The following is a 26,472-nucleotide window of genomic DNA, read 5'->3' as shown; positions in this document are numbered from 1 at the left end:
TGGGGCAATTCTTTGGAGACTGCGATGGTAGCCGCGGCGGGAAGGATCCAGACCGGGAAGTACCGGGGCAAAACCCGTCTATTCCTTCCTTGGCTGTGACATTCTGCATCAAATAATACAAGTCCTGGGAAATGGGACGCTCCGGCGCCCCTTCTTTCTTATCTGGCATTCAACGCCCCGCTTCATTACATGGCCGACGACACGCAGAACCAACCCGCCGCCGGGGCATCACGGGGTAACAAGCTCCTGGAGTCGTTCGGCAGGCTGCCCACGCGCCACCGGCTCGCCTTGCTGATCGGCATCCCCCTGCTCGTGGCCATCGTGGTGGCCGCGTTGCTGTGGAGCCGCGACCCGGAGTACCGCGTCCTGTTCAGCGGCCTGTCCGACCAGGACGGCGGGACCATCGTCGCCGCGCTGCAACAGCAGAAAGTGCCCTACCGGGTCGCCGACGGTGGCAGCGTCATCCTGGTGGCGCCCGACCAGGTCCACGAAGTCCGGCTGCGCCTGGCCTCGCAGGGCCTGCCGCGCGCCGGCAACGTCGGCTTCGAGCTGATGGACAACAGCCGCCTGGGCCTCACCCAGTTCCAGGAGCAGGTCAACTACCAGCGCGCGCTGGAGGGCGAACTGGCCCGTTCGATCCAGAGCCTGGGCACCGTCAAGAGCGCCCGGGTCCACCTGGCCATTCCCAAGCCCAGCATCTTCATGCGAGAGCAAAACCGGCCCACGGCGTCGGTGCTGGTGCAGATGCTACCCGGCCGCGTGCTGGAACGCGGCCAGGTCGCCGGGATCGTCCACCTGGTCTCGTCCTCCGTTCCCGAACTCGCGCCCGGCGCGGTCAGCGTGGTGGACCAGACCGGCACCCTGCTGTCGGCCAACGATAGCGATCCGAACGGCCTGGACGCCACGCAGCTGGAATACCTGCGCACGCTGGAGCGCCAGTACACCCGCCGCATCTCCGAACTGATCTCGCCCATCGTCGGCGCCCAGAACCTGCGCGCGCAGGTCGCGATCGACCTGGACTTCAGCCGGCACGAGCAGACCGACGAGATCTACCGTCCCAATGGCGCCTCGCCCGACCAGGCCGCGATCCGCAGCCGGCAGAGCTCGGAGTCGCGCGAACCGGCGCAGGGCATGGACGGAGGCGTACCGGGCACGTTGAGCAACACGCCGCCGGGCGTCGCCGTCGCCCCGACGACCGGGGGCGCGGCCACCAATCCGCCCGCTCCCGGCGCGCAGGCCCAGCTACCCGCGCAGAACGTGAAGCGGGCCGACACCACCAACTACGAGCTGGACAAGACCGTGCGCTACGTGCGCGAGCCCGTGGGCCGCATCAAGCGCCTGTCGGCCGCCGTGGTGGTCAACCACCGCACCAGCGTGGTCAAGGGCGAGACGGTCAGCACGCCGCTGAGCGATGCCGAACTGGCCCAGATCAAGGCCCTGGTCAACGAGGCCGTCGGCTTCGACGCGCAGCGCCGCGATTCGGTATCGGTCATCAGCATCCCGTTCAACGAAGCCACCGCCGAAGCCGCTTCCGAGCCGGCATTCTGGCAGCAGCCGGAGTTCGTCAACCTGGCACGCGACATAGGCGTGGCGATGGTCCTTGCGCTGGCGGTGCTGTACCTGATCATCGGGGTGATCCGTCCGGCCATCAAGCAGATGACCGCTCCTCCGCCGCCGCCCGAGCCCGTCTTCGCGGCCGACGGTCCCACGATGATGGCCGAAGCCCAGGCCGCCGATGCCGCCGGGGAACAACCGGAAGATCCGCTGGAGAAGGTCCGCCGCTTCGCACGCGAGAACCCGCAGGTCGTGGCCACGGTGATCCGGCAGTGGGTGAACGATGTTTAGCCCCCCCCTACGCGCTTCGCGCGCCCCCCAGGGGGCGATGCGGGTGGACCGGCGGAGCCGGATCCACCGCATCCTGGGTCTAGTACCCGTTTCTTGGATTGTTGCGTCGGTGCTGTCGCTGGCTGCCGGCGGGTGCAACGAAGTGATATGCCGATGATGAACGTGGTCAATACCGAACCCGACCAGGGGGTGGCCGATGGGGCGATCCTGTTGTTGTCGCTGGGAGAGGAAGAAGCGGCCGAGGTGCTGAAGTATCTGTCGCCGCGCGAGGTGCAGAAGCTGGGCACGGCAATGGCCGGGATGCAAGGCATCCCGCGCGAGGCGATGGACCAGGTGATCCAGCGCTTCGAGACAGACATCGGCGCGCACACCGGCCTGGGCGCCGATGCCGACGCCTATCTGCGCAGCGTGCTGACCAAGGCGCTGGGCGCGGACAAGGCGGGGTTCCTGCTGGACCGCATCCTGCACACTGGCGACACCTCGGGCATCGAGAGCCTGAAGTGGATGGATCCGGCCAGCGTGGCCGAACTGATCCGCCACGAGCATCCGCAGATCATCGCCTCCATCCTGGTACACCTGGAGGCCGACCAGTCGGCCGGGGTGATCAATCACCTGGCGGAACGCGTTCGCGGCGACGTCCTGCTGCGCATCGCGACGCTGGACGGCATCCAGCCGGCCGCGCTGCGCGAGCTGAACGACGTGCTGCTGAAGATGCTGTCGGGCAACGAGCAGATCAAGCGCCGCAAGCTGGGCGGCGTCAAGACCGCCGCCGACATCCTCAATTACGTGGGTTCGTCGTCCGAGCACCAGATCCTGTCCATCGTCAAGCAGGTCGACACGGAGCTGGCGCAACGCATCATCGACGAGATGTTCACCTTCGAGAATCTCATCGACGCCGACGACCGCGGCATGCAGCTCCTGCTGCGCGAGGTCACGCCCGACTCGCTCATCCTCGCGCTCAAGGGCGCCAGCGCCGAGATGCGCGCCAAGGTGTTCCGCTGCATGCCGGCCCGCGCCGCGCAGCAACTGCGCGAGGACCTGGACGTGCGCGGCCCGGTCAAGATATCCGAGGTCGAGGCGCAGCAGAAGGAAATCCTGAAGATCGCGCGCCGTTTGACCGAGTCCGGCGACCTGGCCATCAACGGCATGGGCGAGGAACAGTATGTCTGAGCCGCTGCTGGGCGCCCGCCGCATCCTGCGCGCCGACGAGGGCCGCAACCTGCCCGTCTGGCGCCTGGATACCTTCGGCGATGCGTCCATGCAGGGCGAGACCCGGCGCCGGCCGCAGACCCCCGACGAAAAACGCGCCATCGAGGCGGCGCTGGCCGCCGCCCGGCAAGAAGCCGACCGCCGCGCGCGCGAACAGGCCGCGCGGCAGGAAACCACGGCGCCGGAACCTGCCGTGGCCGAGGCGGCCCAGCCGCCCGTAGCCCCGGCGCCGGCACCGGCACCGGCCGTCGATCCGGCCGAGGTCGAACGCATCAAGACGGCGGCCTTCGACGAAGGCTATGCCGCGGGCTACGACCATGGCAGCGCCGCGGCCCGGCGCGAGGCCGAGCAACTGCAGGCGATGGCGCACGCCGCCTCGGGTGTGTTCGACCGCTTCGAGACCGACCTGGCTCCCCGGCTGCTGGAACTTGCCGCCGAGATCGCGCGCCAGGTCATCCAGCGCGAACTGGCGCTGGACAACAATGTGATCCTGGCGGTCGTGCGCGACGCCTTCAACCAGCTCATGGGCGGCGAAACCGGCAAGCAGTTGCTGCTGCACCCGTCCGACGTGCAACTGGTGCGCGCCCACCTGGGCGAGGAACTGGAACTGGGCCAATGGAAGATCGTCGAGGACGCCGGCGTCGAGGCCGGCGGCTGCCGGATCTCCACCCAGCAGTCCGACATCGATGCCACCCTGGGCACGCGCTGGAAACGGACCCTGGCCACGCTGGGACAGGACAGCGCCTGGAGCGACGAACGTGCATGACGCCCCCGCCAGCCTGGCCCGTTTCCTCGAAGGCTGCACCGCCCGCGTGCGGACCGCGTCGCCCGTGGCCGCATCGGGCCGCCTGACGCGCGTGGCCGGACTGGTCATGGAAGCCGTGGGGCTGAAGCTGCCGGTGGGCAGCACCTGCCGGATCGTGCAGGCCCACGATCGCGCCGCCGAGGCCGAAGTAGTGGGCTTCAACGGCGAGCGCCTGTTCCTGATGCCATCCAGCGAAGTCCATGGACTGACGGCGGGGTCGCTGGTGATGCCGCTGGAGCCGCAGCGGTCGCCCCCTTCCTACCCGCCGGCCGACCAGGCAGCCGACGCGGAACTCCCGGCCGAGGAAATCACCAAGCACCTGCCCGTGGGCGATGCATTGCTGGGGCGCGTGGTGGATGGCGCCGGGCGCCCCCTGGACCGGCTGGGCCCCATCACTTCCGCCCAGCGCGCGCCGCTGGCCGCGCGGCCCATCAATCCCATCGAACGCCAGCCCATCGAGCGCCCGCTGGACGTCGGCGTGCGCGCCATCAACGCCATGCTGACGGTGGGACGCGGACAGCGCATGGGCCTGTTCGCCGGCTCCGGCGTCGGCAAGAGCGTGCTGCTGGGCATGATGGCGCGCTACACCGAGGCCGACGTGACCGTGGTGGGCCTGATCGGCGAACGCGGCCGCGAAGTCAAGGAATTCATCGACCACATCCTGGGCCCGGAAGGACTGGCGCGGTCAGTCGTGGTCGCGGCGCCCGCCGATGCCGCGCCGCTGATGCGCCTGCAAGGCGCGGCCTACGCCACCGTGCTGGCCGAGCATTTCCGCGACCAGGGCAAGAACGTGCTGCTGATCATGGATTCGCTTACCCGCTACGCGATGGCCCAGCGGGAGATCGCGCTGGCCATCGGCGAACCGCCCGCCACCAAGGGCTATCCGCCATCGGTATTCGCCAAGCTTCCCGCGCTGGTGGAACGCGCCGGCAACGGCACCCACGGCGCCGGCTCGATCACCGCCTTCTATACGGTGCTGACCGAAGGCGACGACCAGCAGGACCCCATCGCCGACTCGGCCCGGGCCATCCTGGACGGCCATATCGTGCTCAACCGGGCACTGGCCGACACCGGCCACTATCCCGCGATCGACATCGAACAATCGATCTCGCGGGCCATGCACAACATCGTGGGCGCCGAGCAGCAGCGCCATGCGCGCACCCTGAAAAAGCTGTTCTCGCGCTACCAGCGCTCGCGCGACCTGATCCAGGTGGGCGCCTACGTGCCGGGAACCGATCCCGAACTCGACCAGGCCATCGCCGCGCACGCCACCATCGGCAATTTCCTGCAGCAGGACATGCAGGCGCGCGCGCCCTATGCCGACAGCCTGACCCTGATGACCGCCATCGCCGAACACTTCGGCGCCGGCACTTGACCCGCCTCCAGAGGCCCGCCATGACGTCCACCACCACGCTCGCCACGCTGATCGAACTTGCGGAAGCACGCAAGAACAAGGCCGCCCAGGAATTCGCCCAGGCCGCCGCGGCACATTCGCGCGCCCGGGAACGCCTGGTGCTGATCGAGAACTACCGCTCGGACTACGAATCGCGCATGCGCAACCAGACAGGCATAGGCCTGGACGGCACGCTGGTCGGCAATTACGCCCGCTTCATCCAGCAACTGACCGACGCCGTCGAACAACAGGCGCAGGAAGTCGAGCGCTGCGCCGGCCACATGAACGCCACCCGGGCGGCGTTCTTCGACGAAGAGCGCAAGCTCAAGTCCCTGGAGATCCTGGCCCAGCGGGAAACCCAGCGCCAGGAGTCGACCGAGGCCCGGCGCGTACAGAAGCAGATCGACGAATTCGCCCATCGCCGGCATTTCGGCGCCGCGACGGGATACGCGCTGTGAGCGCGCTGCCCGTCTCCTTCGTCCAGCCCGCCGCGGCGCCCGCCCCCGCCTCGGCGGGGTCCGGCGACGGCACGCCCGCCGGCCTTCCCTTCGAGGACGTGCTGGCGACGGCGTCCGAGGCCCCGGCCCCCGCCCGGACGGAACCCCCGGCCCAGCCCGAGGCGGCGGACGCCGATGCCGCCAGCGGCCAGGACGATGCCGATCCGGCGATCGCGCCGGACCTGCCCTGGCTGTCGCAGTGGGCGAGCTACCTCGCTCCCGCGGCCGCGCCGCCCGTGGACCCGGCCATGACGCCGGCCGCCGCCACCGACGCCGGCGATGCCCTGGCCACGATGCCGCCCGCCGCGACGCAGGCGGATCCCGCCGCTCCGCGTCCCGCCGCGGCCGAACAGGAAACCGTCTCCCTGGCGGCGGCCCCGGCTTCCGGCGTGACCGCGCGCCCCGCGGCCGCGACGGCCGCCTCCGGCGCCGCTCCGGACCCCGCCGGCCGGCGCGTGGACAGGACGGCGTCCGCACCCCGCACCCCGCCGCCGGCGGCCTCGCGGCCAGCCGCGGACACCGCGCCCCCCGAGACCTCCACCGGCCCGGCCGGAGTGCTGCAGGCATCCGCCACGGTCCCGGTCAACACCCCGGCGCCCCACCACGCGCCCGCGTCCGCGGCCCGCAACGAGGTCCCGTCCGTGCCCGGCGCCCCGGTACCGTTGCACGCCGGCGCCTTGCAGGATCGCATCGACACGGCCTTGCGCTGGATGGCCGGCGGCCACCTGCAAACCGCGCAGCTGCGCGTCGACCCCGAGGCCCTGGGTCCCATCACCATCCATCTGCGCCTGGACGGCGATGCCGCCAGCGTGGTGTTCGGCAGCAATCACGAATCGACGCGCCAGGCGCTGGAAAGCTCGCTGGCCGGCCTCAAGGACGTGCTGGCGGCCAACGGCCTGAGCCTGGGCCAGGCCTCGGTCGGCAGCGAACAGCAGAGCGGCTTCCTTGCCGCGCGACAGTTCGCGGAACGCGAGGCGCAGCCCGGCCGCGCGCCGGCCGCCGGCGCCGCTGCCTCGGGCCCCGCCGACGGTCCGGCCGCCCCCGTCGCGCGCGGCCGGGCGGCGGGCAACGGCATGGTCGATCTGTACGCGTGAGGCGCGGCCGGGCGGCCCGCCGGCCAACTGCAGGATTTCCCCTGCTGTTCCACGGATCGTCCCCCATCCGCTTCTGGATAATGCAACCTGGGGGCAGTTCGCTGCCCTTTCCCATCGACTCCGGAGATGTTGTTCATGGCCGAGGCCATTGTTCCCGTGAAACGCGCCCGCACCTGGATCTTCGTGCTGGGCGGACTCGTGCTGCTGGTCGTGATCGCGGCCATGGCCGCCCTGCTGCTCATCCACAACAAGCAACTGGCCAGCTTCGAGACTTACAGCTACGCCGGATCGCAGCAGTCGGACGACGCTGCCCAGCCGGGATCCTCGGGCACGCCGGCCGCGCCGGCGAATTCCGGCAAGCACGTCTTCACGGCCCTGGACCTGTTCACCGCCAACCTGGCCGAGCGCGACAATGACCGCTTCGCGCAGGTGGGTGTCGTGATCGAAGTGGCCGACGCCAAGGCGGGGGCCGCCCTGACCGCGGTCGTGCCGCCCATCCGCAGCGAGATCCTGCTGCTGCTGAGTTCCAAGACCGCCGACGAGCTGCTCAGCCTGAAAGGCAAGCAGACGCTGGCCGCGCAGGTCGTCGACATCGCCCGGAAGTACATCGCGCCGGAGTTCCGCACCAGCGTCTATGCCGCGCACTTCTCCAGTTTCGTGATCCAGTAGGTCCCGTTGCGCCGTGACGCCGATGACGCATCCCCACGACGCCGCCCGGAGCGCCCACGATGGCCGGTGAATTCCTGTCGCAAGACGAAGTCGATGCCCTGCTGCGGGGCGTCACGGGCGAGCACGACGACCAGCCCAAGGACGAAGTGCCCGTCGGCGGCATACGCCCCTACAACCTGGCCAAGCAGGAACGCATCGTGCGCGGCCGCATGCCGTCGCTCGAGATCATCCACGACCGCTTCGGCCGCCTGCTGCGCGTGGGACTGTTCAACTTCCTGCGGCGCAACCCCGAGGTCTCGGTCGGCCCGGTGCGGCTGGTCAAGTACAGCGAGTTCCTGCGCAACATCGTCGTCCCGACCAACCTGAACATCGTCTCGCTCAAACCCTTGCGCGGCAATGCCCTGTTCATCTTCGAACCGCGGCTGGTGTTCTCGGTCATCGACAACCTGTTCGGCGGCGACGGCCGCTACCACACCCGCGTCGAGGGGCGCGACTTCACCGCCACCGAGCAGCGCATCATCCAGCGCATGCTGGCGGTCGTACTGGACGAGTACGCCAAGGCGTGGGCCGCGGTCCACCCCATGCACTTCGAATACCAGCGTGCCGAAATGCATACGCAGTTCGCCAACATCGCCACGCCGTCCGAGATCGTCGTCTGCTCGACGTTCTCCATAGAATTCGGCTCGTCCGGCGGCGACTTGCACATCTGCTTTCCGTACGCATCGGTCGAGCCCATCCGCGATGCGCTGTACAGCCCCGTCCAGGGCGACCAGATGGAACCCGACAAGCGCTGGCTGCGCATGCTGTCCAAGCAGATCCAGCTGGCCGACGTCGAGATGGTGGTCAACCTGGCCCAGAGCGAACTGGTGTTGCGCGACTTGCTGAACATGCAGAAGGGCGACGTCATCCCGATCGACATCGCCCCCACGCTGCCCGCCTACGTGGACGGCGTGCCCATATTCGACTGCAAGATCGGCGTCAGCAACGGGCAGTACGCGATCCGTATCGGCAAGGTGCTGGCCACCCTGCAATCGGAAAACCAGTTAGGAGATGAGAATGGAAGCGGATCCTGAACACCTGCCCGAGCCGCCCGGCGCCACGGCCGACGACGACTGGGCCGCGGCGCTGGCCGAGCAGTCTCAAGCCAGCGCCGCGGCGCGACCCGCCGACGAGCTGTTCGAGCAGTTCACCCCCGGCGGCGAGACGTCCAGGACGGTCAACGACATCGAGATCATCATGGACATCCCGGTCACGCTGACCGTGGAGCTGGGCCGCACCCGCATCCCCATCAAGCAGATCCTGCAACTGGCGCAGGGGTCGGTGGTGGAGCTCGACGGCCTGGCCGGCGAGCCCATGGACGTGATGGTCAACGGCTGCCTGATCGCCCAGGGCGAGGTGGTCGTGGTCAACGACAAATTCGGCATCCGGCTGACGGACATCGTCACGCCGTCCGAGCGGCTGCGCCGCCTCAACCGCTAGGTTCCCATGATTTCCCCCGGCTCGACCCTGCAGACCGTGCTGGCGCTGATCGCCGTCCTGGCGTTGATCATGGCTTGCGCATGGCTGCTGCGGCGCGTCCAGAGGCCCCAGGGCGGCGGCGACCATCCGCTGCGGCTGCGCGGCCAGCTGACGGTCGGTCCGCGCGAACGCGTGATCCTGGTCGAGGTCGCGGACCAGTGGATCGTTGCCGGCGTCTCGGCAGGCAACGTCCGGCCGCTGGCCGTGCTGCCGCGCCCCGGCGACGCGCCTCCTGCCGACTCCGCCCCGGCCGCCCCGCTGCCCGACTTCCGTGCGCTCCTGGCCCGCTTCGGCAAGCAATGATGCGTACGCTCGTGTTTCCCCTAGCCCTGCTCCTGCTGCTGGCCGCCGGCGGCGTCCACGCGCAGGAAGCCGGTATCCCGGCCCTGACCAGCAGCCCGGCCCCGGGTGGCGGCACCACCTGGTCGCTGTCCCTGCAGACGCTGCTGGTGCTGTCGGCGCTGAGCTTCCTGCCCGCCGTGCTGCTGATGATGACCAGCTTCACGCGCATCATCATCGTGCTCTCGCTGCTGCGCAGCGCGCTGGGCCTGCAGGGGTCGCCGCCCAACATGGTGCTGGTCGGGCTGGCGCTGTTCATGACGCTGTTCATCATGACGCCCACGTTCGACAAGGTCTATACCGAGGCCTACCAGCCCTTCGACAGCAAGCAGATCGACTTCCGGGAGGCCGTGGACAAGGCCCAGGTGCCGATGAAGGACTTCATGCTCAGGCAGACCCGCGAATCCGACCTGGCGCTGTTCATGCGCCTGGCCGGCTCGCCGCCGGTGTCCGAGGCGGCCCAGTTGCCGCTGCGCGTGGTGGTTCCGGCCTTCGTGACCAGCGAACTGAAGACGGCGTTCCAGATCGGTTTCATGGTCTTCCTGCCCTTCCTGGTCATCGACCTGGTCGTCTCCAGCGTGCTGATGTCCATGGGCATGATGATGCTGTCGCCGGTGCTGATATCCCTGCCTTTCAAGCTCATGCTGTTCGTCCTGGCCGACGGCTGGAACCTGCTGATCGGCAGCCTGGTCGCCAGCTTCCGATGAACCTCCCCTCGCCGCATCCCGCGCGCCTCTTCAAGGGACTCCCATGAACAGTACCGCCGGCATCCTGACCCTGGCGCAAGAGGCGGTGCAGATCGCCATCTATCTTGCCGCTCCGCTGCTGTTGTCGGCGCTGGTCGTGGGCCTGATCATCAGCGTGCTGCAAGCCGCGACCCAGATCAACGAAATGACCCTGTCATTCGTGCCCAAGCTGGTCGCCATCTTCGCCGCCGCGCTGATCGCGGGTCCCTGGATGCTGTCGATGATGACCGATTACATCCGGCGGCTGTTCGAGAACATTCCGTTTATGCTGGGCTAGGCGCGTGCTGAGCTTCACCGACGCGGACATCCATGCCGCGATCGCGGCGCTGCTGTGGCCCTTCGTGCGCACCCTGGCGCTGGTGCAGACCGCACCGGTGTTCGGCCACCGGGCCGTGCCCCAGCGGGTCAAGATCGGCCTGGCGCTCCTGATCTCCTTCCTGGTCGCCCCCGCCATACCGGCCGCGCCCGTGGACGCCTTCTCCGGCACCGGCCTGCTGCTGCTCCTGCAGCAGATCATCGTCGGCGCGGCCATGGGTTTCGGCCTGCGCGCGGTCTTCGCCGCCTTCGAACTGGCGGGCGACCTGGTCGGATTGCAGATGGGCCTGGGCTTCGCGTCCTTCCTGGACCCGCAGCGCGGCGCGCCTTCGCCGCTGCTGGCCAACTTCCTGATGCTGTCGGCCCTGCTGGCCTTCCTGGCGACAGACGGCCACCTGACGCTGCTGCTGACCCTGGGCGACAGCTTCCGCATCATTCCCGTTTCGCCGCATCCGCTGGACAACCTGGACTGGCTGCGGCTGGCCAACCTGGGTTCCATCGTCTTCGCAGGCGGCCTGCAGATCGCGCTGCCGGTGCTGGCGGCGGTCCTGTCCATCAACATCGCGCTGGGTTTCGTCTCGCGCAGCGCGCCGCAACTCAACATCTTCAACCTCGGCTTCGCGGTCACGCTGCTGGCGGGCCTGCTGCTGCTGTGGCTGACCTTCGGCGTGCTGGCCGGCCCCATGGAACGCATCGTGGGCATCGCCGTGCCCTATTTCAAGACCGCCGTCATACGCTGAGGCGCTCGACCCGCCGCAGCCTACCAGTCCGGCTGCCGCGGCTCGATCCGTACCCGGCTCAGATGGGCGCCGATGCGCGGCCCGGGAAACACCAGGCTAATGCGGGTACCGGCGAACTCGGGACGGCTGCGCAAGTCCCAGTGCGCACCATGCGCCTCGGCGATTTCCTTGACGATGGCCAGTCCCAGCCCGGATCCTCCGGCCTGCGAGTTCTTCGCCCGGTAGAAGGCATCGAAGACCCGCGCCCTGTCCTCGGGCGCGATGCCCGGCCCGTCGTCCTCCACCACCAGGCTGGGCGGCGAGTCGTTCACGCGCAGCACGATCTGCCCCGGCCCCCCGTGGTAGCGGATGGCATTGTCCACCAGGTTGCCCAGCAACTGGTCCAGCAGCACCTCGTCGCCGTCGACCCAGACCGGTTCGTCCGGCGCGACCAGCACGATCTCGACATGGGCCTGGCGCGCCGCCGGCACCCAGCGTGCCCCGCATTCGCGCGTCAGCTCCGTCAGGTCGATGCGCGTGAACGTGTCGCGCGGACGCACGTTGGCATCGATGCGTGCCAGCACCAGCAATTGCTCGCCGACCCGGATCATGCGGTCGGCGGCGGCCTTGATCCGCTCGGCCCGCTGGCGCACGTCGTCCGGCACCGGACGCGCCAGCATCAGCTCGGATTCCAGCTTGAGCCCGCTGAGCGGCGTGCGCAATTGATGCGCCGCGTGGCCGATGAAGCGGCGCTGCGCGGCCACCGCCTCGTCCAGCCGGCCCAGCAGGGAATTGGTCTTGGCGATCAACAGCGTCAGTTCGCTCGGCACGTCGTCGCCGCCTATGGGCTGCAGATCGTCGATGCTGCGGCTCTCGATCTCGTCCGACAGCTTGCTGACCGACTCCAGCCCCGAGCGCACGGCGGTGACGATGACGAAGCCCAGCAGCGCGATCAACAGCAACTGGCCCGCTACGAGTACCGACAGGATCTCTTCGATGAAGCGGCTGCGGGTGTTGAGGGTCTCGGCCATCGCCACTTCGACCAGATAGTCGTCGAAGCTGAAATCCAGCGCCACCGCGCGCACCGGCAAGCCTTCCACCAGCGAGTCGTAGATCGTCGGCACGGCCTTGTTGATGCGGTCGAGCAGCGTGGGCGGCTCGGCGCCGTCCTCGTCGGCACCGTCCGGGTCGTCCACCACCGGCGGCGAAGGCAGGACGGCCGTGCCGGCGATGATCTCGCCGTCGACGCTGATGCGGAAATAGGTCCGCTCGTCGGGGTCCGTGGTCAGGAAACGCGTGGTGTTCCAGGCCGGATCGAGCTGCGGCCCCTGGGGAGTCATGACGACCTGGCGCGCCAGCGCGCGGGTGGTGTCGACCAGCGCTCGGTCGTGGGACTGGGTATTGAGCTTGCGCGTCAGGACATAGGTGATGACGCTGTCCATCGTGGCCAGCAGCAGCACGGCGGGCAGCAGCCGCACCAGCAGATGCCAGGCCAGCGAGCGCCGGTGCAGGACCCGGTTCTCGGGAGCGGGCCGGACGTCACTGCGCGACGGCATCGGACTCCAGCAGATAGCCGAACCCGCGTACCGTCTGGATGCTGACCCCCGCTTTCTCGAGCCGCTTGCGCAGGCGATAGACGTAGACCTCGACGGCGTTTTCGCTGAAATCGGCATCCCAGGCCGACAGCGAATTGACGATCTGCCGCTTGGTGACGACGCGGCCGGCGCGCGCCATCAGCATCTCGAGCACCGACAACTCGCGCACCGACAGCGCGACGCGCTCGCCGCCGACCCGCAGTTCGCGCCCGATCGTATCGAAGCTCAGGGCGCCGACCTCCATGATCGGATTGACCTGGCCGGCGCGGCGCCGTATCTGGGCCCGCACGCGCGCCGCCAGCTCGGGCAGCTCGAAAGGCTTGGTGACGTAGTCATCGGCGCCGGCATCCAGGCCGGCGACCCGGTCTTCCAGCGCATCCCGCGCGGTCAGGATCACGACCGGCACCGGATTTTCGTTGGCCCGCAGTCGCCGCAGCACGGTCAGGCCGTCTTCACCCGGCAGGTTCAGGTCCAGCAGCACCAGGTCGTAGCCCTGGCTGGCAAGCGCGGCCGAGGCGCGCTCGCCGCTGGAGACGAGATCGACGGCGTAGCCCTGGTCGCCCAGGAACTCCGCCAGGGCGCCCCCCAGGGTGGCGTCGTCTTCGATGACCAATACACGCATATGACAAAGCGCCGGCGAACCGGCGCAGCGAGAAAGGGGAAAGCCGCTAGGGTAAACCCAGGCGCCGCCGAAAGCTAGGGCCTGTTCGCGGCGCCCCCTATTTGGCCGCCGGCGGCGGCTCGGGCGTACTGACGAAGCCGATGCGCTTCATCCCCGAGCGGGAGGCATCGGCCATGACCTGCGCCAGGACCTCGTAGCGGGTGTTCTTGTCGGCGCGCAGGTGCAGCTCGGGCTGCGGCGTGTCCTTGGACACGCTGGCGAAACGGGCGGGAAGGTCCTCCAGCGACACTTCGGCGTCGTTCCAGAACACCTTGCCGCTGGCGTCGATCGCCAGGTCTATCTTGGCCGGGTCGGAATCGACCGGCGCCGAAGTCGCCTGCGGCACGTCGATGCGCACCGCGTGGGACAGCAGCGGCGCCGTGATGATGAAGATGACCAGCAGCACCAGCATCACGTCGATGAGCGGCACCATGTTGATCTCGGATTGCGGCGCGCCCGATCCCGCACCGCCATTGAAACTGCCGAAAGCCATCGAAGACTCCTAGTCTTATTCGCCCGCCTTGGCCTTCAGGGCGCGCACGTTGTTGTCCGTGACGATCTGCTGGCCGGTGGTCAGGAACGCGAACAGGTCGTGGGCGAAGGCGTCCAGGCGCGCCAGCAGCACGCGATTGCTGCGCGTGAAGAAGTTGTAGGCCAGCACCGCCGGAATGGCGACCGCCAGGCCCAGGCCCGTCATGATCAGCGCCTCGCCCACCGGGCCGGCGATGCGGTCGATGGTGGCCGCGCCGCCCTGGCCGATGGACACCAGCGCATGGTAGACGCCCCACACCGTGCCGAACAGCCCGACGAAGGGAGCCGTCGACCCCACCGAGGCCAGCAGCGTCAGGCCGTTCTCGAGCTTGGCGGTTTCCTCGTCGATGACCTTGCGCATGGTGCGCGTGACGAAATCGGACTGCGAGCCCGCCTCTTCCAGCTTGGCCGCGCCGAACTTCGCGTGGTGCAGGCGGGCGTACAAGGCGTGGCTGGTCAGGTGCGAGAACGGATCGTTGGCGCCGTGCGTGGTGATTTCGCGGTCCACGGCCTCGAGCGAGGTCGCATTCCAGAAATGCTGCAGGAAGGTCTCGCCCTGCCGCCGCGAACGCATGTTCGCGATGGCCTTGACGACGATCAGGTACCAGGTCGCGAGCGACATCAGTACCAGGATGAAGAACAGCGCCTTGCCCAGACCGTCGGTCTGAGAGACGAAGTGCGCAAAGCCCAGGCTCGGGGTCTCGGTCATGTCAGTTCCTGAGAGTGAAATCGAACGGCACGATGGCGATCGCGGCGATCGCCATGCCGTTTTCGGTATACGGTTTGAAGCGGCCGCGCCGGGCGGCGTCCAGCGCCGCCTCGTCCAGCCGGTTGAATCCCGAGGATTTCTCCAGCGTGGCCTTGTCCACCAGTCCGCGGGTATTGATCAGCAGGCGCACCAGTACCTTGCCTTCCTCGCCCAGTCGTTTGGACGTGCGCGGATACTCGGGCATGGGCGGCGCCCCGAGGTATTCGATGCGGCCGACCAGCTTGGGCTCGGTGGACACAGGCGCCTGCGGCGCGGCCGTCCGGTCGGCAGGCTCGGGCTTGCCGCTGGGAGGCTGCGACACGGCGGGCGCCGGCGCGGGTGCGGGCGCCGGTTCCGGGGCAGGCTGCGACAAGGCGGTTTCGGAAGGAGGAGCCGGTTCGGGCGGCGGTGGCGCCGGCTTGGGGGGCGGCGGTTTGGGAACGGGCTTGGGAGTGGGCTTGGGAGGAACGGGCTTGGGCTCGGGCTTCGGAGCGGGAGGCGTGGGGGCCGGCGGCGCGGCCGCCACCTGGACCTGGGGCGCGATCTCGACGAACCGCACCTCGACCGTCTCGACCGGCTTGGCCACCTGCGGCTCGGCCTTGGCCACCAGCATCGCGCCGACCACTGCCACATGCAGAAGCACCACCGCGATGCCAGCGCCGACGCGCAGCCCGACGGGGGCTGGCGTATTCCAATGCAAGGTGGCACTCATTCGAATGAATCGCGTAGCAGACCGTGAAGGTCGCTACGATATCACAAATGCGACTTATTCGCAGTTAGGTAACAACAACGAGTAACAACAGCGGTGCGCCGGCTCGCCAGCCGCACGCACCGCCCCGTCTTCAATGCTCCATCGTCCGCACGATCAGGGCGTCGCAAGGCGTCAGATAGATCAGCCTTTCCGCCACGCTGCCTATCGCGGTCCGCAGCAGTCCCGTCAGGCCGTGCGTCCCCACCACCAGCAGGTCGGCCGGATGATGGCGCACATAATCCGGCACCGCGCCCTCAGGCATCCCGTGCTGCAGCACCAGCCGCGTGCCGGGCTGCCCCGCCTGCGGCAGATTGTTCGCGATGAAGCCGTCGGCCAGGCGCTCGGCCGCCCGCTTCGCCGCCTCGATCTCGTCCTGGTCCGGGTCGGCCTTCAGCGTGGGATAGGCGTGGAACAAGGTCATCTGGGCGTCGGGAAAGAATGCCCGCGCCGCGTTCATCGCCTGCCGGGCGCCCTCGGAGAAATCCGTGGCCGCGACGACCTGCCGGTAGGGGCGATGGGGACGCTTCTTCACGATCAGGATGGGCAAGGTCGACTCGCGCGCCAGCTTCTCGACCGTGGAGCCCAGCAGCAGCCGGCCCAGCGTCTCGTCGCGCGCCACCCCGGTCACGATCAGATCGCATTGCCGGCTGCGGGCGGTACGCTGGATCACCTCGACCGGATTGCCGGTCTCCAGCACCAATTCCATCGGCACGTCCACTTCGCCCACGATGTCGCGCAGGGCGCGCTCGGCCGCTTCCATGTCCGCTTCGCGGTTGCCGCGCGCCATCAGCCGCTCGACCAGCGGCGACTCTTCGATGACGTGGAGCACGACCAGCTTGCAGCGCCGCTGGCGGGCGATGTCGATCGCGCGGTCCAGTGCGCGGTCGCCGCGCGCGCTCAAGTCGGTGGCAAGCAAGATGCTGCAAGTATCGGTACCCATGCTGGCATTCCAATGTTGGGGAAACCCATCGTGCCATGAAGCCGGCCCGCACGAACCACCCGAGTTTGGCCGGGCTTGACCTGGATCAACCTCGCGTCACGGGCACGGCTCGAAACAAGGGTATTCCCCTATCAAGAAGTTGATCCGACCCCGAAATGAAACCCATCGTAACAAAATGTGGGTATCATCCACGCTCACGGGAAATTCGGAATTTGAGGGGCAAATGGATATGCTTTTTGTGGCTTTGATTGTCCTGATATGTGCTATTTGCGTCACTTTCGTCATCAGGAATCGCCGCCGGGCGCGGCGCCTGGCGGAAATCGCGCGGCGCGGCGGCTCGCTTTGCCCGCGTTGCGGGCGCTACGTATCTCCCGGCGCCCAGGCCTGCCGGCACTGCCTGACCCCGGTACAAATGGCCACGGCGCGACAATGAAAAAAAGACCCCACCCGGCGCGGACGGTGCCCGCCTCCGGCGATCCGACCGAGGACGACAGGCTCCAGGATGTCTGGCCAGGTTGGACGGACGAGACGATTCCCGCCCTGTTCGCGCACCTCTATCTGTTTCGACTGGCTGCCCACATGGTCCTGTCGCCGGCGGAGCTGCGCGCCATCGCGGACAAGGTGGGGCCAACTGGCCCGCGACCTGCGGACCATGAACGATCACGACGACGAGGAACCCGCCCCATGAACGCCACCCGGACGGCAAAGAAAAAGGGGCAGCCCGATGGGCTGCCCCTTTTTTTGATGGTGCCGGCAATAGGAACAAGAAGACGACAATATAGTGGCGTAGATACTATATCCGCCCGACAAAAAACCCTTACCCTACCCTTTCCCTTACCCTGAAAATTGCTTGGTGCAATCTGCGGTAATTTGGGGCTCAAAAGCGGCTGAACCCGGCAACACTCCGGCCCTATACTGTACATCCATACAGTAACCATTCCGATGCCATGGAGTACCGCCCAGCCCTCTCCCGCACCAGGCTGAAAGAGATGGAAGCCTGCGCCCCTGATGACGCGCTCTTGCGCGAGGCCCTATGGGAGATCGCCCGCCTCCGCCGGCTCGTGCTGCGATTCAACCACATGCACCAGATGCTGGCGAATGCCCCCCTGGCTGGTGGCGCTGCCAGCGCGTATCAGGCGGTCGGGATCGAGCTGGCAGCCGAGCCGGCGGTACATGAACAGGCGGAGTTCTACGGCCGGAAGATCCCATGAAGGGCTGAAAATCCACAAGAGGAATGGTCGGCATCGGAGTTGCACAATAGGATCAACTACCGCGGACTCCTCGCCATGACTCTATTCCTCCAGATCGACCCGGACGCCCTGAAAACCACTGTGACCGCGCTCGGGGCGCTGCTCCCGCACTCCCTCTTCATTGTCGTTCTGCTGCGGAAAATGCGCCGATAGCCTGGGCGTAGCCTTGGAGGCCGGTCGCGGCGACACCGGCGCCGACAGCATTTCCGACCATCGTTGAATATTCCGCCGTGCACTCTCGGACCACTGTTCGTAGGGTTGTGGGGTCATCAGCGCCGGTGCGGGCGCCGGGATCGCCGCCGGCCTGACCGCTACGGGACTCGGCGGCGGCGAGGGCGTTGCGCAGGCCGACAATAGCAGCGTCGCGGTCGCGCACAGCAGCGGCCGCAGCCGCCAGACGCTGCTGGGTTTGGTAGGTGACATGGGCGTTGACCTCCATCCGGTTGAATTCGATTGCTCGCTGGTCAGCCTCGGCCGTCCGGGCCGCGTTGGCGTGGCCCTCGCGCTCCTGCGCGATCTCGGCAGCCTGGTCACTGTTCCTGGCACCCAGGCGCCATTCCTGGACCAACCAAGCGCCAGCACCAGCGACAGCAGCGGAAAACGCCGCCACGGCCCCATAGCGGACCCAGGCAGGCATCACGATAGACATAGCCTCACCTCGTCCAGTCGGCGCGCGTACAGGCCCGGCACGAACTGCTGCGACCCGTCGGCCAGGGTGATATAGGACCAGACCGGGCGGCCGCTCGGGCCGTTGGCGAGCGCGCGGCAGCCGTCGGCCAGCCGGCCGGCGTTGATCAGACCCAGCGCCCGGCTGGCGCACGTCGCCGGCACGCCGAAGTTATGGGCATGCGACGACAAGGCGTCGAACGTGCCCTGCGACACCTCCGCAGTGATGCAGTCCGCCAGGCTGAGCTGGCCACGCTCGACAACCAGGCGCTCGACCTCGGCGCATTTCTCCGGCGACCAGTAATCGCCGACGACGACAGGGTATGGGCTGGTGTGCTTCGTGATGCCCTTGCAGACGGTGGGCAGCCCGCGCGCCAGGCGGTCCGCGTAGACGACATTCTGGCCCTCGCCCTCCCAGCGCCCCAGGAAGTCCTGGAGCTGGGGGCTGAATAGGGACAGGGCGCCGGATGCGATCAGCGCGGCCGCGCCGATTTTTCCGGCCCGGCTCATACGTCGCACCGATCGTGAAGGGCTGCCATGCGGGCGCGGTGGTGCTCCCGCTCGCGCCGGTCGCGCCGGCGTTGGAAATGAATGTTGGAGGCCAGGCCAACGAGCGCGATCAGCACGCCGGTCCAGCCGATCCAGTTGATGCTGGCCAACCAGCCGACAACGCCGGTAATGGCGCCGGCCTCCGTCGTGCGGTTCGACAGGATGATGGCCAGGTCATCTATGAGTTTCATTCGTGAATTCCTTTGGGGCATGGCTGCCTCCCTCTGGGACGAAAAAACGCCCGCCAGGCGGCGGGCGCTTCGATGACGGGGTGGAGGTCACACCAACGCAGTGATGTCTCGAACGGTCAGTTGCGAGATGGCTGCGATGGCCGGCGCGGTCGGGGTCTTCGACCCGTTGGCGGACAGGAACATCAGGTTCCCGTTTGCCGTGTTGGGCGGGGTCGTCGCGCGAACACACACAGTCATTTCCCCCGTGGCGGTCGCCGGCGGCGCGGCCAGGAACTCGAACCCGGTCTGAGCCCACGAGGCGTTGACCCAGTTGATGGACATCATCGACGTGAACATGCCGGCCACCTGGGCGGCGGGCAGGTCCCACCGTATGCGAGCCGTGAACTCGAACACGCGCCCCGGCGAGATGTTCAGGAGGTTCGTGGAAAGCTGGCCGTTCGCGGCGGCTCCCGTTCCCCAAGCCACTTGCTGCCAGCGGCCGACATCGGCGGCGACAAGGGAGGTGACGGCCGATGCCGGCATGCCGCCGACGCGCTCCATGTATTCCCCCAGCCCGTCGTTGTTCGTGTCCGTCATGAACAAGCCGTTGCGCACCAGGTTCTGGCTGTCGGTGTTGGACTGGGCCAGCCAGGGCACGCCGTCCGCCGGCACGCCCACGAACATATCGCTGTCCAGCGCATGCTGGGCGATCTGCGCGCATCCGAGTTTCGTCGGGTGGGTGCCGTCGTAGGTGTACGCGGCCCGGATCAGGCCGGTGGCCGGATCGGTCAGCGCACCATAGGCATCCAGCAGCGGGTAGCCATAGAGGCCGCGCAGGGCCTGGATGCGGGCGTTCCAGCGGTGGATGTTCAGCACGCTATCCGGCAGGTCGTTCCGCGGCGGGATCGTCCACAGGATCGGCAGGATGCCCACGGCGCGCAGCGTGGCGCACATGCGGACGATCGCGTTGATGCCGGTATCGACCGCGGCCGGCGAATAGTAGTTGTTGCTCCCGCACGCGAGCACCACGGCCTTGGGCAACGGATCCATCGCGAGTATCTGCGGGATCTGTTCCACCTCCACTTCCTCGGCACGCTTGCCGCCCACGGCGAACTCGCCACGCCAGCGGTAACGCTGGCCGGACAGCGCGCACAGCAGATGCAGCCAGCCGGCTTTGTCCGTGCGGTTTTCCTGGGTGATCGAGTCGCCCACCGCAGCCAAGCCGACGTAGGCCTGAGCCGTGCCGACGGCGCCCAGCATGAGCTGCTTGCCGAGCGCCAGCGGCAGCCGCCGGTTGCCGGCCGGAATGCGGCCGAGGAACTGGAAGTCCGCCGGTACATCGCTCAGGACCTGAAACTGGTTCGTTTGGATGGTCATCTATAGTCCTTCGATTTGGGTGTTGTCGTCGTCCACAATGAGTTCGCCGGTTTCGTCGTCTTGCCAGTAGAGGGCGCCACCGGCGCCGCCGCCTCCGGCTTCCACCAACGCTTTCAGCGCCTCGTACTGAGCCGCGAGCAACGAGAAATTCGCGTTGACTTTCTCGAACGCTACGCGCGCCGGGTCGCCGACCCCGCCGCCCACCTGGGGCGTGCTCAGGTCGATTTCTTGAATCGCCATGTGTGTCCCTGCAAAAAGAAAAGGCCCGCAGTGCGGGCCGTGGAAACTCGATCAGGCGGGAGGGGAAGACCAAGCGACGCGCTCGACGGCGGCGGCCGTTTCTGCGGCGCGCACTGCGGCCTCCAGCGCCTGGCGCCGGCCCACCAGTTCCTGGGACGCGGCCATGAAGGCGCGGACCTTCGCCGCGGTCCGCGTGCGCATCTCGGCAGCAGGCAGGCCACGCGCGGCGGCTAGGCCGTCCAGGTAAGGGGTGGGCGCCGCGCTATCTGCGAGCCACGCCAGGGCCTCTGACTGCTGGATGCCCCACGTCAATGTTTCCGTGCGGGGATAACCGGCGGTCAGTGCCGCCGCGGCCTGCTCGAATGCGGCGTTGATCTCGCGCAGCTTGTCGGCGCGGGCTTGGGCGAGTGGACGAAGATCGCGCCACGCAAACGTCGTTGCGTCCCAATCGAAGCCCGCCCGAGGCGGAGCCCGCCGGCGCTCCGCCTGGCCGGGCTTGTACCGTCGCACCCGCCCGTTGCGCACGTAATGGGTATGCGCCGTAACCGTCGCATCGACGGGCACCCAGGTTTCATCGAGCCCCTGAATCGGAGCGCCGCTGCTCTGGATGCCCACGATGGCGCCGGTCCCATCGATCTTCGCGTAGTAGTGCATGCTCATTTTTTGCACCCCAGCACCAGCAGCGCCAGGTCCTTGTAGTTACAGTAGAAATCCTGAGTCCTCGCCTTGATCTCGATGTATCCGCTGTTCGAGCCGGACGTGAGAATGCGCTTGTAGGAAAACAGCCGGGTAACCTGTTCGTCGCTGGGGATGGACTCCGGATCGCTCCAGGGGATAGGGTTGAAGGTGAAAAAGTCCACCCGTGTCCCGTTGAACCACACTTCAATCCACATGGTGTCCCGTACCAGCAGGGTCACGTCGAAATCGACCCACATGGAAACGCCAATAACATCGTTCAGCGTGGCGCTGGCGATCACCAGCCATGGGTCCGAGGCAATGGTGCCGCTGGGCGAGGTGTAGGCGACCGGAATCGTTACGGCGCGGTCCTGGATCTTGAGGGTGCTGACGGACAGATTCTTGATCTTGCCTTCGTCCACCGCGAGGTTGGCAATCTTCGCAGTGGTCACGGCCAGGTCCTCGATCTTCGCCGAGTCGATCGCCGCGTCCTCGATCTTAGCCCGCGTGATTGCGGCGTTGGCAATCATGCCGTTGGTGATGCGCGCGTCCCCGATCAGGGCCTGGGCAATGACCGTCTGGCCGTTCTCCACCACGAAGGGCGTGGTAACCACGCCGTTTGTGAGGTTCAGCAGCGCCCACCGGTCCGCGAGCGCATATACCTGGGTCTGCATGCCGTCGGGGGTGTTCTCCACTCCGACGCCGATGCCGGCCTGGTAGTACCGACCGTCAACCGTCACGCCGACCTTGACCGCATACATGGCCGCCAGCTTGCCGTCGGTGTCCACCTGGGCCTGCGCGACCTCCTCAACTGCCGCGGTGGTGTTCCCCACCTTCACGGCCAGCGTGCCCACGTCCCGGGCGACCGCGCCCAGCTCGTTGGCCGTGGCGGACAGCTCGCGGGTGACGCCCGCTATCTGGTCGGCCACCTGGGCCTGTACCTGCTGCACCAGTTGCGCAACCGCCTGGTCGCCCTCGGCAATCGTCGTCATGACGGTACGCGCGCCAGCGAATACCGACCGGCTGCCGGCGTTCCAGTCGTCACTGCCGGCCGTCACGCCGAACACCTGGCGCGCGATGGCGCGGTCGCCCTCGATACGAGCCACTTTTTCGGCTTCGATCGCCACGCGCGCCGCGGCGGCGTCCCAAGTTCCCTGATCCGCAATCGCTCGCGTGTCATCGATCTGCTTGGTGATCTCTTCGCCCAGTTCGGTGCGGCCGATCTTGCCGGCAATGCCCTCCAGGATCTCGGTGGGCTCCGCTTGGCTGACGCCGCGCACACCTTCGCCGGTTGGATACCAGGGGCCGATGTTGCCCGAGCGGTCGACCAGCCGCGCCCAGAAGAACAGCTCTACACCGAACGCGAGTCCCATGAGCCGATGACTGGCCTGCGGCCACGCGAAATCCGACAGCTTGATCGCATCCGTCCGGCTCGAAGTCGGGCCATACCAGATTTCGGTGCGCCCGATGTCCATCAGTCCGCTGGGAAACGTCCAGGCGAGCGCGATCCCTTGCGTGAGGGGAGCCGTGGCCAATGCGGTAATCGCCGGCGGCGGCTGCCGCTTGCCGTCGACGAGGTGCCAGTCGGAGTATGCCCAACGGCCGCGCACGCCAATTCGCATCAGGCCGCGGGCGCGGACACGGTACGGCATGCCAGTGCGCACGGGCGCCAGGTATGCCTGCGTGTCGCTGCCGTCGACCGTGACATCGATGACCGGGTCGTCCAGGTCCTGCACGAACGCTTGCAACTGGATCCTGCCACCGTCGGCCAACGGCGCGTAGGTCACCGGGTTCCACGTCACGCGAAGGCGCGGCACCGCCGTGCCGTCAGCCTGCACCAGGACGGTCTCGTCGCCCGAGGCGAGCACCAGGCCGCCGATCTCGGGCACGAAGAACGGGTCCGGCAGGTTGGTGTCTGGGGCAGGGTCGAGCACGGTAGCTTCGCCCATATTCCAGTCCCAAATCGACGCGCTCGTCTCTTTGAAGGTCAGCCGCACGCCCTTCTCGATCGAGAACGTGCGATCGATGACACGAAACTCCTTTCGGTCCCAGCCATAGCGACCGATCGTCAGCCGGAACGTGTCCCCAGGCTGGAGCCTATAGGCGCGCATGTTGAACGGCATCGCGCACAGTACAGCCTGACGATGGTCCTCAAGCTCGATCTTCGCCAGGCGCTGCGCCATGACTACGTCGGTGGTCATCGGCAGTTGCAGTTCGGTGGTGATCCGCTCGCCGTTGTCCTGGGCCTCGTAGACAGCATTGGTGACCATCGGGAAATCCGTGGCCTGCCAGGATTTTTCCGGATCGATGTACGCGCCCTTGACGGCGTTGAATAGATCCTTGCGCTCAGCGCGTGCGCGCACGCTCAGCGGCTCGATATCGGTGAGCGCATCTTCATCGAGGTCGATCACAGGGACCCGGTATGCCCCCGGGTGCAGCTTCCACGTCCCCTGGCTGTACACGGCCATGCCCGCCATCGCGGACATGATCATGCCGAGATTTTCAAGGCGATCCGCCTCGGTCGACAACACACCGTCGGCTTGATATCGCGGCTGAGTTCCGCCCTCGATCGCGACCTGCTCGTCGCACACGTTGGCCGCGGCGATGACGGTCGCCATATCGATTTCCCACAGCTGGGAGTTGAACCCGAGCGGGTCCATCAGGTAGTCGAGCGCGTGCAGGGCGGGATTACGCGTAAAGATGTACTGCCCGGTCCGAGGGTCGTAGCAGCGCTTGCCGCGTACAACCACTGCGACATTCGGAATGCCCGAGGGAAATAGATCTTCATCGTAGCGAAGCTGTACCCACAGGTACGGCACCCCGCGGCCCCGGTGTTCGGCCGTCCATTTTCCGTCCGAGACATCTACCAGCTCGGGGATGGCCTGCTGGTCAGGGCTACCCAGGCGCGACACGACACGCACGATGGCGTCAGCCGTCGGCCGGTTATAGGACACCTGCACCTGCCGGCCCAGCCACAATTCGCTGGTCTCGACCGTGACGGTCTTGCCTTCGATCGAAAGGATACGAAGCGACTCGGGTCCGTCCTCGCTACCCCCGCCGCCGGGATACCCGGCCCACACCGTGCCGTCCGCCGGCACTTCGGGCAACGTGACTACCTGCTCAGGCACGTCGGTGACCGTGAACGGCACAATGCGCGTGGTTCGGTCAATGCCGGTCTTGAAGTATTTGCCGCCCGTGACGTAGCCGGCGGCATCCAATGCGCCGATATCCTCGTCGTCAAAGCGGATCTGCTCGATGGCGTCGATCTCGTGGCCGGCCAGGGCGATGACCAGGTCCAGGTACTCCTTCTTGCTCCCGCGCGAGTTCGCCCACACCAGCGGGCAATTGACCACCTGGGTTCGGCCGTAGACCAGAGACCGTGTCGCCATGGGCGAACGCACGACAAGCGTCCGATCCCGCAAACTGGCCTCATACGCGCTACGCGCAGCCTTCTTCGCCCTATTCTGCTGAATCGCACCGACGATCAGGGCCGACCCGATCGACAACGCTGCGGCCGTGTAGGCGCCAATCGCGGCGATCCCGGCAGGGCCGAGCAAGACCGGAATAAGTGGTATTGCCGCCGGCATTTAGACGCTCCAAGCCATTAGGGCGCGATCCATCGGGAACTGAACGAGCCCTTCCGGCCCCGGGGCGACGAATACACCGCCAGCGCACAGGCCGAGAGATTCGCGCCCATCCACGACATGCAAAACAACGTCGCCACGGCGCGCGAGCGACCACCGAATTGGCTCCCCCAGACAGCGGGTAGCCAGCGCCTGGCAGCCGCCTACGTCTACCAGCAGCTCAGCAGCTTCCTCGGCCGTGCTATAGCCGCGATATGCCTGCGCGAAGTCGTGGCCGGTTATGGCCAGAACCCCGTCCGCGGCAAAGACGCAGCAGTCCTGCGAACCCCATGAAAAAGGGACGCCGTAGCGTCCCTTGATAAATGCGTTGAACCGGGTTACCCAGTCGTCGTATCGCTTCATTTCCAGAATTCTCGGCTTGGCCAAACGAGCGGCTTCTCCGCCATCTCTTCCACGTACTCAAAAAACCGATCGCCCGGATACTGCGATTGCTGGTCGGCGTTGTTGTACCGGCGGACATTGGGGCGCTTGAACGAAACCACACGTGACTCGACGCTGACCTGGATGGTCGCCGACTCCGCGCCATCGCTGATTGCCAGGGTGTCGACCAACCCCGCCCATTCCAGTACCGGGTCCGCAACGATCGCACCATTCGCCCAGAATGCCGTGTAGAGGCGCGCCCACCGGCCCTGCACGTGCTCGCCCAGGGCGATGGCCACCATTTCCGACGGAACGCCCGAGAGTGTGAATTTCAGGCCCGTGGCCTCGGCCGCAGCGCTCTCGCGTATTTCCTCGACCGCCCCCACCGCGCCAGCGCCGGTGTACTCCTGGCCGTTCCACGTGACGTTGAACCCCAGATTGGTGAGGTAGATCGTGCCCGAGCGAAACTCCATTTCCAGCAGATAGAACAGCTGGACATGACCCGCATTGATTGCGGCGTCGACCGCAGCGGTGGTCTGCCTGCTCATGCGAACACCTCGGTGAGATTGAGCTCAAGGCCTCGGTCGATCCGGCCCCGCAGCGAAGTCCACGACACCTCGTCCTGATCGGCAATGAAAAGCGCCGTGGGCCGGTCTGTGACAATCGCAGATCCGTTCACCGGGCTGGCGCGCAGCTCCGGTTTGAAAGCGATCACCGCTCGCCCCTGAGCGTCGCTGGCTACCGGCGCCGTGACCATTTTCAACTCGCCACCGATGCCCACCATGTCGCCAGGCAGCAGCAGGCCAGCGCGATTCGCCGTCCAGCCCTGGGTCGACACGGTCGATCCTACCTGGGCGGCGCCGAAGACCGCAGGCGCCCCTTGCGGCTGTCCGCGCGGTACGCGCTTGGCCAGGTTCCAGAACCGCAGCCGGTTGCCGCGGCCTTCGAGCGTTACCAGAAACGCTTCGATCTCTGCCGCCATGTCGGCGGGGATGCCGTTGGGCGACCAGGACAAGCGGGCGCGCCAGCGCGCGCCGGGCATGCCCACTGTCTGCACGGCCTTCGAGATCGGCGAGGTGAAGGACCAGGTGTTGTAGATCAAGCCCCAGTCCAGTTCGGCGCCGGAGAAAACGCCAGCGGTCGGATAGTCGAGTATTGCCATACCA

Annotated in this window: 29 protein-coding genes and 1 pseudogene; 14 read left to right on the top strand and 16 right to left on the bottom strand. The window is 67.3% G+C overall.

Going from position 1 to position 26,472, the window contains the following annotated elements; genetic code table 11:
• Window positions 1-189 precede the first annotated feature (189 nt).
• From fliF to fliR, 13 genes are all read left to right on the top strand, one after another.
• A complete protein-coding gene (fliF, locus tag ABD104_RS03675) occupies window positions 190-1,845 on the top strand; it encodes a flagellar basal-body MS-ring/collar protein FliF (RefSeq protein ID WP_087841502.1) in 1,656 nt (551 codons plus the stop codon).
• Between the two features lie 147 nt (window positions 1,846-1,992).
• Window positions 1,993-3,015 (top strand): flagellar motor switch protein FliG, encoded by a 1,023-nt coding sequence (fliG, locus tag ABD104_RS03670; protein ID WP_425543308.1) that lies wholly within the window; start codon window positions 1,993-1,995, stop codon window positions 3,013-3,015.
• A complete protein-coding gene (locus ABD104_RS03665) occupies window positions 3,008-3,820 on the top strand; it encodes a flagellar assembly protein FliH (RefSeq protein WP_087841503.1) in 813 nt (270 codons plus the stop codon). Before fliG ends, ABD104_RS03665 begins: the two co-directional genes overlap by 8 nt.
• The gene (fliI, locus tag ABD104_RS03660) at window positions 3,741-5,234 is read left to right on the top strand and encodes a flagellar protein export ATPase FliI (RefSeq protein WP_087841504.1); all 1,494 of its coding nucleotides are present in this window, start codon (window positions 3,741-3,743) and stop codon (window positions 5,232-5,234) included. The genes ABD104_RS03665 and fliI overlap by 80 nt, the downstream gene beginning before the upstream one ends.
• 20 nt (window positions 5,235-5,254) lie before the next feature.
• Window positions 5,255-5,710 carry a flagellar export protein FliJ gene (gene fliJ / locus ABD104_RS03655; protein WP_087841505.1) on the top strand — a complete coding sequence of 152 codons (456 nt, stop codon included), beginning with the start codon at window positions 5,255-5,257 and terminating at the stop codon, window positions 5,708-5,710.
• Window positions 5,707-6,843 (top strand): flagellar hook-length control protein FliK, encoded by a 1,137-nt coding sequence (locus ABD104_RS03650; RefSeq protein ID WP_343927176.1) that lies wholly within the window; start codon window positions 5,707-5,709, stop codon window positions 6,841-6,843. Before fliJ ends, ABD104_RS03650 begins: the two co-directional genes overlap by 4 nt.
• 135 nt (window positions 6,844-6,978) lie before the next feature.
• Window positions 6,979-7,512, top strand: a complete 534-nt coding sequence (locus ABD104_RS03645; protein ID WP_176400771.1) for a flagellar basal body-associated FliL family protein — start codon at window positions 6,979-6,981, stop codon at window positions 7,510-7,512.
• Between the two features lie 59 nt (window positions 7,513-7,571).
• Window positions 7,572-8,585, top strand: coding sequence for a flagellar motor switch protein FliM (fliM, locus tag ABD104_RS03640; RefSeq protein WP_087839557.1), 1,014 nt, complete (start codon window positions 7,572-7,574; stop codon window positions 8,583-8,585).
• On the top strand, window positions 8,569-8,991 hold the full coding sequence (fliN, locus tag ABD104_RS03635) for a flagellar motor switch protein FliN (protein WP_207958601.1): 423 nt from the start codon (window positions 8,569-8,571) through the stop codon (window positions 8,989-8,991). Before fliM ends, fliN begins: the two co-directional genes overlap by 17 nt.
• 6 nt (window positions 8,992-8,997) lie before the next feature.
• Complete coding sequence (gene fliO / locus ABD104_RS03630; RefSeq protein WP_087839559.1) at window positions 8,998-9,333, top strand: flagellar biosynthetic protein FliO; 336 nt, start codon at window positions 8,998-9,000, stop codon at window positions 9,331-9,333.
• A complete protein-coding gene (gene fliP / locus ABD104_RS03625) occupies window positions 9,333-10,076 on the top strand; it encodes a flagellar type III secretion system pore protein FliP (RefSeq protein ID WP_343927209.1) in 744 nt (247 codons plus the stop codon). The genes fliO and fliP overlap by 1 nt, the downstream gene beginning before the upstream one ends.
• Before the next feature lie 43 nt (window positions 10,077-10,119).
• Window positions 10,120-10,392 carry a flagellar biosynthesis protein FliQ gene (fliQ, locus tag ABD104_RS03620; RefSeq protein WP_087839561.1) on the top strand — a complete coding sequence of 91 codons (273 nt, stop codon included), beginning with the start codon at window positions 10,120-10,122 and terminating at the stop codon, window positions 10,390-10,392.
• A gap of 4 nt (window positions 10,393-10,396) precedes the next feature.
• Window positions 10,397-11,170, top strand: a complete 774-nt coding sequence (gene fliR / locus ABD104_RS03615) for a flagellar biosynthetic protein FliR (RefSeq protein WP_165963073.1) — start codon at window positions 10,397-10,399, stop codon at window positions 11,168-11,170.
• A 20-nt stretch (window positions 11,171-11,190) separates the two neighbouring features.
• Here fliR and ABD104_RS30300 read toward each other — a convergent pair whose 3' ends face one another.
• From ABD104_RS30300 to ABD104_RS03580, 6 genes and pseudogenes are all read right to left on the bottom strand, one after another.
• On the bottom strand, window positions 11,191-12,705 hold the full coding sequence (locus tag ABD104_RS30300; RefSeq protein WP_425543307.1) for a sensor histidine kinase: 1,515 nt from the start codon (window positions 12,703-12,705) through the stop codon (window positions 11,191-11,193).
• Entirely contained in the window at window positions 12,689-13,366 is a 678-nt protein-coding gene (locus ABD104_RS03600) for a response regulator (protein WP_087839563.1), read from the bottom strand. Before ABD104_RS03600 ends, ABD104_RS30300 begins: the two co-directional genes overlap by 17 nt.
• Before the next feature lie 97 nt (window positions 13,367-13,463).
• Window positions 13,464-13,898: an ExbD/TolR family protein gene (locus ABD104_RS03595; RefSeq protein ID WP_087839564.1), complete on the bottom strand. Its 435-nt coding sequence runs from the start codon at window positions 13,896-13,898 to the stop codon at window positions 13,464-13,466.
• 15 nt (window positions 13,899-13,913) lie between these two features.
• A pseudogene (locus tag ABD104_RS03590) lies at window positions 13,914-14,636 on the bottom strand (MotA/TolQ/ExbB proton channel family protein); the annotation flags it as partial.
• A 10-nt stretch (window positions 14,637-14,646) separates the two neighbouring features.
• Window positions 14,647-15,396, bottom strand: a complete 750-nt coding sequence (locus tag ABD104_RS03585; RefSeq protein WP_087839566.1) for an energy transducer TonB — start codon at window positions 15,394-15,396, stop codon at window positions 14,647-14,649.
• A gap of 130 nt (window positions 15,397-15,526) precedes the next feature.
• Window positions 15,527-16,375 carry a universal stress protein gene (locus tag ABD104_RS03580; RefSeq protein WP_132979309.1) on the bottom strand — a complete coding sequence of 283 codons (849 nt, stop codon included), beginning with the start codon at window positions 16,373-16,375 and terminating at the stop codon, window positions 15,527-15,529.
• Between the two features lie 989 nt (window positions 16,376-17,364).
• On the opposite strand from ABD104_RS03580, the gene ABD104_RS03575 reads away from it, so the two are divergent.
• Entirely contained in the window at window positions 17,365-17,586 is a 222-nt protein-coding gene (locus tag ABD104_RS03575) for a hypothetical protein (RefSeq protein WP_343927175.1), read from the top strand.
• 157 nt (window positions 17,587-17,743) lie between these two features.
• Here ABD104_RS03575 and ABD104_RS03570 read toward each other — a convergent pair whose 3' ends face one another.
• From ABD104_RS03570 to ABD104_RS03525, 10 genes are all read right to left on the bottom strand, one after another.
• The gene (locus ABD104_RS03570) at window positions 17,744-18,274 is read right to left on the bottom strand and encodes a hypothetical protein (RefSeq protein WP_343927174.1); all 531 of its coding nucleotides are present in this window, start codon (window positions 18,272-18,274) and stop codon (window positions 17,744-17,746) included.
• Window positions 18,262-18,801: a lysozyme gene (locus ABD104_RS03565; RefSeq protein ID WP_343927208.1), complete on the bottom strand. Its 540-nt coding sequence runs from the start codon at window positions 18,799-18,801 to the stop codon at window positions 18,262-18,264. The genes ABD104_RS03570 and ABD104_RS03565 overlap by 13 nt, the downstream gene beginning before the upstream one ends.
• Complete coding sequence (locus tag ABD104_RS03560; protein WP_341434765.1) at window positions 18,798-19,031, bottom strand: holin; 234 nt, start codon at window positions 19,029-19,031, stop codon at window positions 18,798-18,800. Before ABD104_RS03560 ends, ABD104_RS03565 begins: the two co-directional genes overlap by 4 nt.
• Before the next feature lie 87 nt (window positions 19,032-19,118).
• On the bottom strand, window positions 19,119-20,387 hold the full coding sequence (locus ABD104_RS03555) for an SGNH/GDSL hydrolase family protein (protein ID WP_343927173.1): 1,269 nt from the start codon (window positions 20,385-20,387) through the stop codon (window positions 19,119-19,121).
• Window positions 20,388-20,627, bottom strand: coding sequence for a hypothetical protein (locus ABD104_RS03550; RefSeq protein WP_343927172.1), 240 nt, complete (start codon window positions 20,625-20,627; stop codon window positions 20,388-20,390).
• Between the two features lie 51 nt (window positions 20,628-20,678).
• Complete coding sequence (locus tag ABD104_RS03545; protein WP_343927171.1) at window positions 20,679-21,287, bottom strand: hypothetical protein; 609 nt, start codon at window positions 21,285-21,287, stop codon at window positions 20,679-20,681.
• A complete protein-coding gene (locus tag ABD104_RS03540) occupies window positions 21,284-24,889 on the bottom strand; it encodes a phage tail tip fiber protein (RefSeq protein ID WP_343927170.1) in 3,606 nt (1,201 codons plus the stop codon). The genes ABD104_RS03545 and ABD104_RS03540 overlap by 4 nt, the downstream gene beginning before the upstream one ends.
• A complete protein-coding gene (locus tag ABD104_RS03535; protein WP_343927169.1) occupies window positions 24,890-25,288 on the bottom strand; it encodes a DUF6950 family protein in 399 nt (132 codons plus the stop codon).
• On the bottom strand, window positions 25,285-25,854 hold the full coding sequence (locus ABD104_RS03530) for a hypothetical protein (protein ID WP_343927168.1): 570 nt from the start codon (window positions 25,852-25,854) through the stop codon (window positions 25,285-25,287). The genes ABD104_RS03535 and ABD104_RS03530 overlap by 4 nt, the downstream gene beginning before the upstream one ends.
• Window positions 25,851-26,468, bottom strand: coding sequence for a hypothetical protein (locus tag ABD104_RS03525; protein WP_343927167.1), 618 nt, complete (start codon window positions 26,466-26,468; stop codon window positions 25,851-25,853). Before ABD104_RS03525 ends, ABD104_RS03530 begins: the two co-directional genes overlap by 4 nt.
• Between the last annotated feature and the right edge of the window lie 4 nt (window positions 26,469-26,472).

Source organism: Pigmentiphaga daeguensis (assembly GCF_039523035.1).
GTDB lineage: Bacteria > Pseudomonadota > Gammaproteobacteria > Burkholderiales > Burkholderiaceae_B > Pigmentiphaga > Pigmentiphaga daeguensis.
Note: the sequence above shows the minus strand (reverse complement) of the source record. Positions and strands in the feature narration are given on the sequence as shown.